The organism is Streptomyces herbicida (assembly GCF_032656585.1).
GTDB lineage: Bacteria > Actinomycetota > Actinomycetes > Streptomycetales > Streptomycetaceae > Streptomyces > Streptomyces herbicida.
In genome coordinates this window covers 254,201-267,384 of record NZ_JAUYWJ010000012.1, presented here as the reverse complement: position 1 = coordinate 267,384, position 13,184 = coordinate 254,201, and the positions used below count along the sequence as shown (strand labels likewise).

Here is a 13,184-nt window from a genome sequence, read left to right as displayed (position 1 = left end):
GCTGTTTGGTGCGAGTGGCAAAGGGGGTTCCCAGTGGCTTCCCAGGGGATTCCCAGGCGCTTCCCAGGGTTCGGGCGGAGCATGACGGCGGGGGCGTCCTCCGGTTATGGTCGCAGCGGCGCGACTGGCCCTGCTGTGCGAGGGCCCGGAGAGCAAGGGGAATGCAAGGTGGCGGACGCTGCTGTGAACGAGACCCGAAGGGTGCTCATCGCCGCGGACAAGTTCAAGGGCTCACTGACGGCCGTCGAGGTGGCCGAGCGGGTGACGGCGGGACTGCGCCGGGTCGTGCCGGGCCTGGAGGTGGAGTCGCTGCCGGTGGCCGACGGCGGCGACGGGACGGTGGCCGCGGCGGTCGCAGCCGGCTTCGAGCGGCGGGAGATCCGGGTCGCGGGGCCGCTGGGGCAGGAGGTCACCGCCGCGTTCGCGCTGCGCGGCGACACCGCGGTCGTGGAGATGGCGGAGGCGAGCGGGCTGCAGCGGCTGCCTGCCGGGGTCTTCGCGCCGCTCACGGCATCGACGTACGGCTCGGGAGAGCTGCTGCGGGCCGCGCTGGACGCGGGGGCGCGGACGATCGTGTACGGCGTCGGGGGCAGTGCCACGACGGACGGCGGGGCGGGGATGCTGTCCGCGCTCGGCGCGCGCTTTCTGGACGAGGACGGGGAGCCGGTGCCGCCGGGCGGGGGTGGACTCGCCGGTCTCGCGCGGGCGGACCTGTCCGGTCTGGATTCTCGGCTGGCCTCGGTCGACCTGGTGCTTGCGAGCGATGTCGACAATCCGCTGACGGGGTCGAAGGGTGCGCCGGCGGTGTACGGCCCGCAGAAGGGGGCTTCGCCGGACGACGTGGAGGCGCTGGACGTAGCGCTTGGGCACTTTGCGAAGGTGGTCGAGGCTGCGGTCGGGCCGCGGGCGGCGGAGTACGCGGCGTCGCCGGGAGCCGGGGCGGCCGGTGGCATCGGGTACGGGGCGCTGCTGCTGGGGGCGCGGTTCCGGCCCGGTATCGAGGTCATGCTGGATGTGCTGGGCTTCGCGCCTGCGCTGGAGCGGGCGTCGCTGGTGATCACCGGGGAGGGTTCCCTGGATGAGCAGACGCTGCACGGGAAGGCTCCGGCGGGGGTTGCTGCGGCTGCGCGGGCTGCGGGCAAAGAGGTTGTCGCTGTGTGCGGGAGGCTTGGGCTTGCTCCTGCGGTGCTGGAGGGTGCGGGGATTGCGCGGGCCTATCCGCTGACCTCTGTCGAGCCGGATGTTGCGAAGTGCATCGCGGATGCGGGGCCGATTCTCGAGCGGGTCGCGTCTCTCATCGCCGAGGACTTCTTGCGCTGAGGTTTCGCCGGGGCCCCGCCCACCCGTCTCGCTGACCCGAGCGGTGATCGCCGCGGGGCTCCGTCCCGGTCCCTGGCGGGGACTGCGTTCCCTGCATCCCTTGTTTCCCCCGGCGTTTCGCAGCCGCCCGTCCGTCTCGCTGACCCGAGCGGTGATCGCCGCGGGGCTCCGTCCCGGTTCCTGGCGGGGACTGTGTTCCCTGCATCCCTTGTTTCCCCCGGCGTTTCGCAGCCGCCCGTCCGTCTCGGTGGTCCGAGCGGTGGCTGTCGCGGGCTCCGTCCCGGTTCCTGGCGGGGACTGTGTTCCCTGCATCCCTTGTTTCCCCCGGCGTTTCGCAGCCGCCCGTCCGTCTCGGTGGTCCGAGCGGTGGCCGTCGCGGGCTCCGTCCCGGTCCCTGGCGGGGACTGCGTTCCCTGCATCCCCTGTTTCCCACCCGCGTTTCGCAGCCGCCCGTCCGTCTCGGTGGTCCGAGCGGTGGCCGTCGCGGGGCTCCGTCCCGGTCCCCGGCGGAGACCGCAGCCCCCGCTCCCTGAGCAGTCCGGCAGCATCCAGCCCGCCCGCCACACTCCAGCCTGTCCAGCACAACCCGGTCCAGTCCGCGCGGCACAACCCAGAGCCCATCCCGCGCAACTGAATCCGGCCGGCACAACCCAGCCCGTCCGGCGTTTGAGGACGAGGCCGTAAACGCCGACAGCGGGTCTGGGGGCGCGGCCCCCAGCGGACGGCAGCATCAGCGCCGGGTGACCGGAAAGCGGAGGGCCCCGAACCCAACCCAGGTCCGGGGCCCTCCGTGGCAAGCGCTACGCGTCACGGCAACTGCGCCGCCCGCGCCTCCCGCCGATTGTCGCGGAAGTTGTTCACCCGGCGAGCCGTGGCGAACAGGGGGATCACCGCGCCCATGACCAGCTGCAGCGCGCAGCCCGTCTGGAGGAGGAGCTGGCCGCTCGGGGCGTCGAAGGCCCAGGCGGCCAGGAGGCCCATCGACAGGACGATCCAGGACAGCATGGCCACGGCCAGGCGGCCGCGCGGCTTCGGGTACTCCACCCGGCTCACCATCAGCCACGCCGTGCCCAGGATGGCCAGGAGCGTCGCCACGAAGGGAAGCTCCAGCAGGACGATGGAGACCACCGTCAGCGCGCCGAAGGGGGACGGCATGCCCTGGAACACGCCGTTCCTCGGCGTCACGCACGAGAAGCGCGCCAGACGGAGCACGACGGCCAAGAGCACCACGATTGCCCCGAGCGCCGCCACTCTCTGGTGCGCGTCGTCCGCCACCATGCCGTAGACGAGGACGAAGTACGCCGGCGCCAGGCCGAAGCTGATCAGGTCGGAGAGGTTGTCCAGCTCCGCGCCCATCGGCGAGCTGCGCAGCTTGCGCGCCACCAGGCCGTCGAACAGGTCGAAGACCGCCGCGCAGAGCATGAGGATGACTGCGGTGGCGGCCGAGTGGCGAGCCATGCCGGCCGACTCGTCGTTGCCCGTCAGGTGCGGGATCAGGATGCCGGTGGTGGTGAAGTACACCGCCATGAAGCCGCACGTGGCGTTACCGAGGGTGAGGGTGTCCGCTATTGAGAGGCGGAGCGAGAGGGGCATCTCCTCCTCGTCGTCCACCTCGTCTGCCTCGGGCACCCAGCCCGCCTGTGTCTCCGGATCAATCACGGTCAATGCGAGTCACCCCAGCCACCGTCTTCTGGCCGACCTCGACCGCGACCTCCACGCCCTCGGGCAGGTAAAGGTCGACACGCGAGCCGAAGCGGATCAGACCGATACGGTCGCCCTGCTCGACCTTCGTGCCCTGGGGCACGTACGGGACGATACGGCGGGCCACCGCGCCGGCGATCTGGATCATCTCGATGTCGCCGAGTTCGGTGTCGAAATGCCAGACTACGCGCTCATTGTTCTCGCTCTCCTTGTTGAAGGCGGGAACGAAGCCACCGGGGACGTGTTCGACCGACGTGATCGTGCCGGAGAGCGGCGCACGGTTCACGTGGACGTTGAGCGGGCTCATGAAGATTGCGACGCGGGTACGCCCGTCCTTCCACGGCATGATGCTCTGCACCACACCGTCGGCGGGCGAGATGACGCGGCCCGGGGCGATCTCGCGCTCGGGGTCGCGGAAGAACCACAGCATGCCCGCGGCGAGCGCGGTGGCGGGCACGGCGACGGCCTTGGCGGCGCCGGAGCGGCGGGCACGCAGGAGGCTGACGGCTGCGGTGGCGACGGTCGGGAGGAGCCACGGCGATGCTCCGCGCGCGAGGCGTACGCCGGCCAGGCTGTCTCGATGTGCAGAGGTTTGGCTGTGGGGCATGGATGACCTTCGTAGCGGATGATGCCGCGCTGTAACGGGGGACGGCGGCTTTCCCGGGATCGTACCGGGCGCGGGCCGTAACTGGGCAAGCGAGGAAGCCGAGTCGGCAGCCCAAGAGCGTTGACGGGGTGTGATCTTCTTCTCGAAGAAAACACCCCGTACCCGGACAATCAGCCTTGGAACCGATACTCTTCGAGCAGCCTGCGCCCGATGATCATTTTCTGGATCTCGGCGGTACCTTCACCGATCAGCAGCATCGGGGCCTCGCGGTAGAGGCGCTCGATCTCGTACTCCTTGGAGAAGCCGTAGCCGCCGTGGATCCGGAAGGCATCTTCCACGACCTCCTTGCAGTACTCGGAGGCGAGGTACTTCGCCATACCGGCCTCGAGGTCGTTTCGTTCCCCGGAGTCCTTTTTCCGAGCCGCGTTGACCATCATGGCATGCGCCGCCTCGACCTTGGTGGCCATCTCCGCGAGCTTGAACTGGATGGCCTGGTGCTGGGCGATCGGCTTGCCGAAAGTATGACGCTGCTGGGCGTACCGGACGCCGAGCTCGAAGGCACGCTGGGCGACACCGCAGCCGCGGGCGGCCACGTTGACCCGGCCGACCTCGACTCCGTCCATCATTTGGTAAAAACCTCGGCCGGTGACGCCGCCGAGCACCCGATCGGCCGGAATGCGCAGACCGTCCATGATGAGCTCGGTGGTGTCGACACCCTTGTAGCCCATCTTATCGATCTTGCCGGGGATGGTCAGACCCGGGCGGACCTCGCCGAAGCCGGGCTCCTTCTCCACCAGGAAGGTCGTCATGGACTTGTGGGGCGCCGTGCCCTCGGGGTGGCCTTCGTCACTTCGGACCAGGACGGCCACCAGCGACGAGGTGCCGCCGTTGGTCAGCCACATCTTCTGACCGTTCAGGACGTACTCGTCGCCGTCCTTGACCGCCTTCGACGTGATCGCCGACACGTCCGAGCCGAGGCCCGGCTCCGACATCGAGAACGCGCCCCGGATGTCGCCGGCCGCCATGCGCGGCAGGAAGTGGTCCTTCTGCTCCTGCGTGCCGTGCTGCTTGAGCATGTACGCGACGATGAAGTGCGTGTTGATGATGCCGGAGACCGACATCCAGCCACGGGCGATCTCCTCGACGCACAGGGCGTAGGTGAGGAGCGACTCGCCCAGGCCCCCGTACTCCTCGGGGATCATCAGACCGAAGAGGCCGAGTTCCTTCAGGCCGTCCACGATCTGCTGCGGGTACTCGTCGCGGTGCTCCAGCTCGGTCGCGACCGGAATGATCTCCTTGTCGACAAAGTCCCGAACGGTGGAGATGATCTCCTGCTGGATGTCGGTCAGACCGGCGGTCTGGGCGAGACGGGCCATGGCCTACTTCTCCGTCTTTTCCGTGGGTGCGTTCAGTTCCGGGCGGCCGGGCTGCTCGCCGCCGCGCTCCTTGATGTAGGTCTCGGTCGGCACCATCACCTTGCGGCGGAAGACGCACACCAGGGTGCCGTCCTGCTTGTAGCCCTTGGTCTCGACGTAGACGATGCCGCGGTCGTTCTTCGATTTGGACGGCCACTTGTCGAGCACGGTCGTCTGGCCGTAGATCGTGTCGCCGTGGAAGGTCGGCGCCACGTGCTTGAGTGACTCGATCTCCAGGTTGGCGATCGCCTTGCCGGAGATGTCCGGCACGGACATGCCGAGCAGGAGGGAGTAGATGTAGTTCCCCACGACGACGTTCTTGCCGAAGTCCGTCGTCTTCTCCGCATAGTTGGTGTCCATGTGGAGCGGGTGGTGGTTCATGGTGAGGAGACAGAACAGGTGGTCGTCGTACTCGGTGACCGTCTTGCCGGGCCAGTGCTTGTACGTCGCCCCGACCTCGAACTCCTCGTAGGTGCGTCCGAACTGCATCGCGCTCAGGGCTCCTTAGTTGACGGGGGTCTCGAACTTGCTCGTGCGCTGCATGCCGGCGGCCCGGCCCTTGCCCGAGATGACCAGGGCCATCTTGCGGCTGGCCTCGTCGATCATCTCGTCGCCGAGCATCGCGGAGCCCTTCTTGCCGCCTGCCTCGGACGTGTAGTAGTCGTACGCGTCCAGGATCAGCTCGGCGTGGTCGTAGTCCTCCTGGGAGGGCGAGAAGATCTCGTTGGACGCCTCGACCTGGCCCGGGTGCAGCACCCACTTGCCGTCGAAGCCGAGCGCGGCGGCGCGCTGCGCGACCGCGCGGTAGCCGTCGATGTTGCGGATCTGCAGGTAGGGACCGTCGATCGCCTGGAGGTTGTTGGCACGGGCGGCCATCAGGATCTTCATCAGGATGTAGTGGTAGGCGTCCGCCGGGTAGCCGGGCGGCTGCTCGCCCACGACCAGCGACTTCATGTTGATGGACGCCATGAAGTCGGCCGGGCCGAAGATGATCGTCTCGACGCGCGGGGAAGCCTGCGCGATCGCGTTGACGTTGTTGAGGCCCTGCGCGTTCTCGATCTGCGCCTCGATGCCGATCTTGCCGACCTCGAAGCCCATGGTCTTCTCGATCTGCGTCAGCAGCAGGTCGAGCGCGACGATCTGCTCGGCGTTCTGGACCTTCGGCAGCATGATGCAGTCGAGGTTCTGGCCCGCGCCCTCGACCACCGTCACGACGTCGCGGTACGTCCACTCGGTCGTCCAGTCGTTGACGCGCACGACCCGGGTCTTGCCGGTCCAGTCGCCCTCGTTGAGGAACTTGACGATGGTGTGCCGCGCCTCGGGCTTGGCGAGCGGCGCGCACGCGTCCTCCAGGTCCAGAAAGACCTGGTCGGCCGGGAGGCCCTGCGCCTTCTCCAGGAAGCGGGGGTTGCTTCCCGGGACCGCGAGGCAGGAGCGCCGCGGACGCAGACGGTTGACGGGCGTGGTCATGCGGGGACCTCCAGGGGGTCGAGCTTGTTCGCTTTCCGGATCTCGTCGACGATGCGGCCGATGATGCCGGTGATGTCGAAGTCCTTCGGGGTGAAGACCGCGGCCACTCCGGCGGCCCGGAGCTCTTCGGCGTCACCATTCGGGATGATGCCACCGGCGATCACCGGTATATCTGTGGCACCGGCCACACGGAGGCGTTCCAGCACGTCCGGAACGAGCTGGGCGTGCGAGCCGGAGAGGATGGACAGGCCGACCGCGTGCACGTCCTCGGCGAGGGCCGCGTCCACGATCTGCTCGGGCGTCAGCCGGATGCCCTGGTAGACCACTTCGAAGCCGGCGTCCCGGGCCCGTACGGCGATCTGCTCGGCGCCGTTGGAGTGTCCGTCCAGTCCGGGCTTGCCGACCAGGAAGCGGAGCTTGCCGGAGCCCAGGTCGCGGGCGGTGACGTCGACCTTGGCGCGGACCTCGGCGAGGGCCGAGCCCTGTTCGACGGGGACGGCCACCGGCGCGGACGAGACGCCCGTGGGGGCGCGGAACTCGCCGAAGACCTCTCGGAGCGCGCCTGCCCATTCGCCGGTCGTGACCCCGGCGCGGGCGCACTCCAGGGTGGCCTCCATGAGGTTGTCGGTGCCCTTGGCGGCCTCCTTCAGCCGCTCCAGCGCCTTGCACGGGCGCGGGTGGTTGAAGGGCGGCTGGTAGCGCGTGTCGCGCCAGCGACCGATCGCCTCGACGACCTGCGCCTCGACGGCCGGGTCGACCGTCTGGATCGCGGTGTCCAGGTCGGCGGTGAGCGGGTTCGGCTCGGTCGTCTCGAAGATGTTGACGCCGACGATCTTCTCCTGGCCGGACTCGATCCGGCCCCGGCGCTCGGCGTGCGAGGCGACCAGCTGCGACTTGAGGTAGCCGGACTCGACGGCGGCCATCGCGCCGCCCATCTCCTGGATCCGGTCGATCTCCGCGAGGGAGTCCTCGACCAGCTGGGCCACCTTCGCCTCGATGACGTGCGAACCCTCGAAGATGTCCTCGTACTCCAGCAGATCGCTCTCGTGCGCCAGCACCTGCTGGATGCGCAGCGACCACTGCTGGTCCCAGGGGCGCGGCAGGCCCAGGGCCTCGTTCCAGGCCGGCAGCTGGACGGCACGCGCGCGTGCGTCCTTGGAGAGGGTCACGGCCAGCATCTCGAGCACGATCCGCTGGACGTTGTTCTCCGGCTGCGCCTCGGTCAGGCCGAGGGAGTTGACCTGGACGCCGTACCGGAAGCGGCGCTGCTTGGGGTTCTCGATGCCGTACCGCTCGAGCGTGATCTTGTCCCAGATGCGGCCGAAGGCGCGCATCTTGCACATCTCCTCGACGAAGCGGACGCCCGCGTTGACGAAGAAGGAGATGCGCGCGACCACGTCGCCCATGCGCTCCTGCGGCACCTGGCCCGAGTCGCGCACGGCGTCGAGCACGGCGATCGCGGTGGACATCGCGTACGCGATCTCCTGCACCGGCGTGGCCCCGGCCTCCTGCAGGTGGTAGCTGCAGATGTTGATCGGGTTCCACTTCGGGATGTGGGAGACCGTGTACGCGATCATGTCCGTCGTCAGGCGGAGCGACGGCCCCGGCGGGAACACATGGGTGCCCCGGGACAGGTACTCCTTGACGATGTCGTTCTGGGTCGTGCCCTGGAGCTTGGTGATGTCCGCGCCCTGCTCCTCGGCCACGACCTGGTAGAGCGCCAGCAGCCACATGGCGGTGGCGTTGATCGTCATCGAGGTGTTCATCTGCTCCAGGGGGATGTCCTGGAACAGCCGGCGCATGTCACCGAGGTGCGAGACCGGCACGCCCACCCGGCCGACCTCGCCACGGGCGAGGATGTGGTCGGGGTCGTAGCCGGTCTGCGTCGGCAGGTCGAACGCGACCGACAGGCCGGTCTGGCCCTTGGCGAGGTTGCGCCGGTACAGCTCGTTGGACGCCTCGGCCGTGGAGTGGCCGGCATACGTGCGCATGAGCCACGGCCGGTCCTTCTCCCGCTTCGCCTCGGCGGGCTGACGCTCAGTCATCTGTGACCTCGGGGTGCTCGGGGGGCGCTCAGATGTTGCGGAAGCGGTTGATGGCGTCGATGTGCTTGGCGCGCAGTTCCTCGTCGCGCACGCCGAGGCCCTCCTCGGGGGCGAGGCACAGCACGCCGACCTTGCCCTGGTGGAGGTTGCGGTGCACGTCGAACGCGGCCTGGCCGGTGTCCTCCAGGGAGTACACCTTCGACAGCGTCGGGTGGATCTTGCCCTTCGCGATGAGCCGGTTGGCCTCCCAGGCCTCACGATAGTTGGCGAAGTGGGAGCCGATGATCCGCTTCAGCGACATCCACAGGTAGCGGTTGTCGTACTCGTGCATGTAGCCCGAGGTCGAGGCGCAGGTGGTGATGGTGCCGCCCTTGCGGGTGACGAAGACCGAGGCGCCGAAGGTCTCGCGGCCGGGGTGCTCGAAGACGATGTCGATGTCCTCGCCGCCGGTGAGCTCCCGGATGCGCTTGCCGAAGCGCTTCCACTCCTTCGGGTCCTGGGTGTTCTCGTCCTTCCAGAACTTGTAGCCCTCGGCGTTGCGATCGATGATCGCCTCGGCGCCCATCGAGCGGCAGATGTCCGCCTTCTGGTCGCTGGAGACGACGCAGATCGGGTTGGCGCCGCCGGCCAGCGCGAACTGGGTGGCGTACGAGCCGAGGCCGCCGCTCGCGCCCCAGATCAGGACGTTGTCGCCCTGCTTCATGCCGGCGCCGTTGCGGGAGACCAGCTGGCGGTAGGCGGTCGAGTTGACCAGGCCCGGGGCGGCGGCCTCCTCCCAGCTCAGGTGGCCGGGCTTCGGCATCAGCTGGTTGGACTTGACCAGGGCGATCTCGGCGAGCCCGCCGAAGTTGGTCTCGAAGCCCCAGATGCGCTGCTCGGGGTCGAGCATCGTGTCGTTGTGGCCGTCGCTGGACTCCAGCTCGACCGACAGACAGTGCGCGACGACCTCGTCACCGGGCTTCCAGGCGTTGACGCCCGGGCCGGTGCGCAGGACGACGCCCGCGAGGTCGGAGCCGATGATGTGGTAGGGCAGGTCGTGGCGCTTGGCCAGCTCGTTGGTGCGGCCGTAGCGCTCCAGGAACCCGAAGGTGGACAGCGGCTCGAAGATCGAGGTCCACACCGAGTTGTAGTTGACCGAGGAAGCCATGACGGCCACCAGGGCCTCGCCCGGGCCGAGCTCGGGCAGGGGGACCTCGTCGAGGTGGATCGACTTGCGCGGGTCCTTGTCGCGGGTCTCCAGACCCGCGAACATCTCCGTCTCGTCCTTGTGCACGGTGATCGCGCGGTAGGACTCGGGGAGCGGCAGGGCGGCGATGTCGGCCGGCGTCGATTCCGGCGACTGGATCGCGTCGAGGATGTCCTTCACGGTCACGGTGTTGCCTCCGGCGGTGAGCGCCCTGAGGGAGGGGCGCTGAGGGTTCGTCTGTGCTGCTGAGGGTTTTGGTGAGAAGTGCCGTCGGTTCGGCGGGATGGTGCTTCGGCAGCGCTTTGTGGCGCGGGAGGTTGCCTGTGACGCAGGCGTCCGGGCGGGCAAGCCACTGGCTTGCTGGGACAGCCGACGCACGAAAGGTCTCTGCGCGCCGGCCGCCCGGACAACATCAACGTATGACACCGCGTGTCATCCGGCAAGGCACTGAGTGCCAGAACTTGAACTCAGATGAAATCTTTACGTAACAAATGAGCGATGATCGATCGAACGGCTCTTGAAATCCGCTCGAAAAGCTCCCCTGACATGCCAAAACGGCCACCCCGTGGGGTGGCCGTCATCACAGTGGCGCGGAGGCCTCAGCGGTCCCGGAGTGCCTCCTCGATGGTCCGCATGACCTCGTCGAGGGGTGCGTCGGTACGCGCGACGGTGACCAGGACCTCGCCCTGGGCGGCGACCGCCGCCCGGACGGCCGCCGGCTTGGGCACCGAGGTGCGCCCGGCGCCGATCCCGGTGCCGAACGTCTTCCGCACGATCGCGAAGGCGTGGTCGAGCTGTGCCTCGACGTCCCCCTGGCCGCCCGCCCGCAGCCAGCGTCGCAGGACGTGGTTGTGGGCGGTGACGACCGCGGATGCGGCGACCTCGGCGAGCAGCGGGTCGTCGTTGGCGTCGTCGTCGTGCGCGTGCTCGTCGAAGTGGCCGAGGAGATAGCGGGTGAAGAGGCGCTCGTAGCGGGCCACCGACGCGATCTCGGCCTCGCGCAGGGTGGGCACCTCGCGCGTGAGCTTGTAGCGGGCGACCGAGATCTCCGGCCGGGCCGCGTACATCTTCATGACTTCCTTGATCCCGCGGCACACGGTGTCGAGCGGATGCTCGTGCGCGGGGGCGGCATTGAGCACCGCCTCGGCGCGGATCAATGTGTCGTCGTGGTCCGGGAAGATCGCCTCTTCCTTGGAGCGGAAGTGGCGGAAGAACGTGCGGCGCGCGACCCCGGCCGCGGCCGCGATCTCGTCGACGGTGGTCGCCTCGTACCCCTTGGTCGCGAACAGCTCCATCGCCGCGGCCGCCAGTTCTCGGCGCATCTTGAGCCGCTGGGCGGCCGCGCGACTGCCTGCGGCACTTTCCGGCGCGTCGGGCGTAGCTGGTGTACGTGAGGACTTGGCGGGCTGGGACATGACCCGAACGTACTGCATGTGCGCAGCTCGATGCGCATGTCCGGGGTTTCCCCCGCCCGGGAGGGGCGGGGGTGCTCCCGTGGGGCCGAGCAGTCCGCCCCACTCGCTGTCTTCTTCGGACCAGTCGCCGCCGCGGTCAGCGGCGGGCATATTCGCGGAAGCCACGGCCGGTCTTGCGGCCGAGGCAGCCCGCGGCCACCAAGTGCTCCAGGAGCGGCGCCGGAGCGAGGCCCGGGTCGCGGAACTCGCGGTGCAGGACCTTCTCGATCGCCAGGGAGACGTCGAGCCCGACCACGTCGAGAAGCTCGAACGGGCCCATCGGGTAGCCGCCGCCCAGCTTCATCGCCGCGTCAATGTCGTCAAGAGATGCATAGTGCTCCTGCACCATCTTGATCGCGTTGTTGAGGTACGGGAAAAGCAACGCGTTGACGATGAATCCGGCCCGGTCGCCACAGTCGACGGCGTGCTTCTTGATCTTGCCGCACACCTCGCGGACCGTCGCGTGGACGTCGTCGGCCGTCAGCACCGTACGGACGACCTCGACGAGCTTCATGGCCGGCGCCGGGTTGAAGAAGTGCATGCCGATCACGTCCTGCGGACGCGAGGTGGCGCGGGCGCAGGCCACGACGGGCAGCGAGGACGTGGTGGTCGCCAGGACCGCGCCCGGCTTGCAGACCTTGTCCAGCGTCGCGAACAGCTGCTGCTTGATCTCCAGGTCCTCGGCGACGGCCTCGACGGCCAGGTCGACCTCGGCGAAGGCTTCGTAGGAGCCCGCCGGGGTGATCAGGTCCAGGGTCTGCGCGGCTGCCTCGGCGGTCATGCGCCCCTTGTCGACGGAGCGGGCGAGGGACTTGCCGATCCGGGCCTTGGCGGTCTGCGCCTTCTCCTCGCTGCGCGCGGCGAGGACCACCTGGTAGCCGGCCTTGGCGAAGACCTCGGCGATGCCGGAGGCCATGGTGCCGGAACCGGCGACACCGACCGAGCGGACGGAACGGCCCTGCGTGAGGGTGCCGCCCTCCAGCGGGGTCAGCGCGTCCCGCACGACCGTGGCGCTGCCCGGCGCCTCATAGGTGTAGAAACCGCGGCCGGACTTGCGGCCGGTCAGGCCCGCCTCGCTGAGCTGCTTGAGGATCGGAGCGGGGGCGTGCAGCCGGTCGCGGGACTCGGCGTACATCGCGTCCAGGACGGTACGGGCGGTGTCGATGCCGATCAGGTCGAGCAGGGCCAGCGGGCCCATCGGCAGACCGCAGCCGAGCCGCATCGCGGCGTCGATGTCCTCGCGGGAGGCGTACTTCGCCTCGTACATCGCGGCGGCCTGGTTGAGGTAGCCGAACAGCAGCCCGTCCGCGACGAAGCCGGGGCGGTCACCGACGGCGACCGGTTCCTTGCCGAGCTCGATGGCGAGGTCCGTGACCGCGGCGACGGCCTGCGGCGCGGTCAGCACGCAGGAGACGACCTCGACCAGCCGCATCGCCGGGGCCGGGTTGAAGAAGTGCAGGCCGAGCACGCGCTCGGGGCGCGCCGAGTCGGCGGCGAGCCGGGTCACCGAGAGCGCGTTGGTGCCGGTCGCGAGGATCGTCTCCGGGCGGACGATGCCGTCCAGTTCGCGGAAGATCTGCTGCTTGATCTCGTACGACTCCGGGACCACCTCGATGACGAGGTCGGCGTCGGCGGCGGCGCGCAGGTCGGTGGAGGTGCGGACGCGGGCGAGGAGCTCCGTGCGCTGCTGCTCGGTGAGCCGCTCGCGCTGCACGGCGCGGGCGGTGGAGGACTCCAGGGCGGCGAGCGACTGGGCGGCGGCGGCCTCGCTGATGTCGATGCCGATGACCTGGCGGCCGGCCTTCGCGAGGACTTCGGTGATGCCGGTGCCCATCGTGCCGAGGCCGACGACGGCAATGGTGTTGAGCGGGGACAGAGGGGTGTCGGACAGGGGAGTGGCCATCGCGGGACTCCTGGAGATGAGGGTGACGACTGGTAAACGCGCCCAGGTGCGCCGAAGGGCGCACCGGGTGCGGAAAGGAGTGC

10 protein-coding genes are annotated in these 13,184 nt (G+C 69.1%); 1 reads left to right on the top strand and 9 read right to left on the bottom strand.

Annotated elements, in window-relative coordinates; genetic code table 11:
• The first annotated feature begins 183 nt into the window (after positions 1 to 183).
• Entirely contained in the window at positions 184 to 1,320 is a 1,137-nt protein-coding gene (locus tag Q8A52_RS25780) for a glycerate kinase (RefSeq protein WP_316755661.1), read from the top strand.
• 807 nt (positions 1,321 to 2,127) lie between these two features.
• On the opposite strand, the gene pssA is transcribed toward Q8A52_RS25780, so the two are convergent.
• From pssA to Q8A52_RS25735, 9 genes are all read right to left on the bottom strand, one after another.
• Positions 2,128 to 2,949 carry a CDP-diacylglycerol--serine O-phosphatidyltransferase gene (gene pssA, locus Q8A52_RS25775; RefSeq protein WP_316755764.1) on the bottom strand — a complete coding sequence of 274 codons (822 nt, stop codon included), beginning with the start codon at positions 2,947 to 2,949 and terminating at the stop codon, positions 2,128 to 2,130.
• 22 nt (positions 2,950 to 2,971) lie between these two features.
• The gene (locus tag Q8A52_RS25770) at positions 2,972 to 3,628 is read right to left on the bottom strand and encodes a phosphatidylserine decarboxylase (protein ID WP_316755659.1); all 657 of its coding nucleotides are present in this window, start codon (positions 3,626 to 3,628) and stop codon (positions 2,972 to 2,974) included.
• Positions 3,629 to 3,798: 170 nt separating this feature from the next.
• Positions 3,799 to 5,004: an acyl-CoA dehydrogenase family protein gene (locus Q8A52_RS25765; protein ID WP_316755657.1), complete on the bottom strand. Its 1,206-nt coding sequence runs from the start codon at positions 5,002 to 5,004 to the stop codon at positions 3,799 to 3,801.
• Between the two features lie 3 nt (positions 5,005 to 5,007).
• On the bottom strand, positions 5,008 to 5,532 hold the full coding sequence (locus tag Q8A52_RS25760; protein ID WP_225827565.1) for a MaoC family dehydratase: 525 nt from the start codon (positions 5,530 to 5,532) through the stop codon (positions 5,008 to 5,010).
• 15 nt (positions 5,533 to 5,547) lie between these two features.
• Positions 5,548 to 6,513, bottom strand: a complete 966-nt coding sequence (locus tag Q8A52_RS25755) for an HpcH/HpaI aldolase/citrate lyase family protein (RefSeq protein WP_316755653.1) — start codon at positions 6,511 to 6,513, stop codon at positions 5,548 to 5,550.
• On the bottom strand, positions 6,510 to 8,558 hold the full coding sequence (locus Q8A52_RS25750) for a protein meaA (protein WP_316755652.1): 2,049 nt from the start codon (positions 8,556 to 8,558) through the stop codon (positions 6,510 to 6,512). The genes Q8A52_RS25755 and Q8A52_RS25750 overlap by 4 nt, the downstream gene beginning before the upstream one ends.
• A gap of 28 nt (positions 8,559 to 8,586) precedes the next feature.
• On the bottom strand, positions 8,587 to 9,930 hold the full coding sequence (gene ccrA, locus Q8A52_RS25745) for a crotonyl-CoA carboxylase/reductase (RefSeq protein ID WP_316755650.1): 1,344 nt from the start codon (positions 9,928 to 9,930) through the stop codon (positions 8,587 to 8,589).
• A 413-nt stretch (positions 9,931 to 10,343) separates the two neighbouring features.
• A complete protein-coding gene (locus tag Q8A52_RS25740; RefSeq protein ID WP_316755648.1) occupies positions 10,344 to 11,159 on the bottom strand; it encodes a TetR family transcriptional regulator in 816 nt (271 codons plus the stop codon).
• Positions 11,160 to 11,295: 136 nt separating this feature from the next.
• Positions 11,296 to 13,101 (bottom strand): 3-hydroxyacyl-CoA dehydrogenase family protein, encoded by a 1,806-nt coding sequence (locus tag Q8A52_RS25735; RefSeq protein ID WP_316755646.1) that lies wholly within the window; start codon positions 13,099 to 13,101, stop codon positions 11,296 to 11,298.
• Between the last annotated feature and the right edge of the window lie 83 nt (positions 13,102 to 13,184).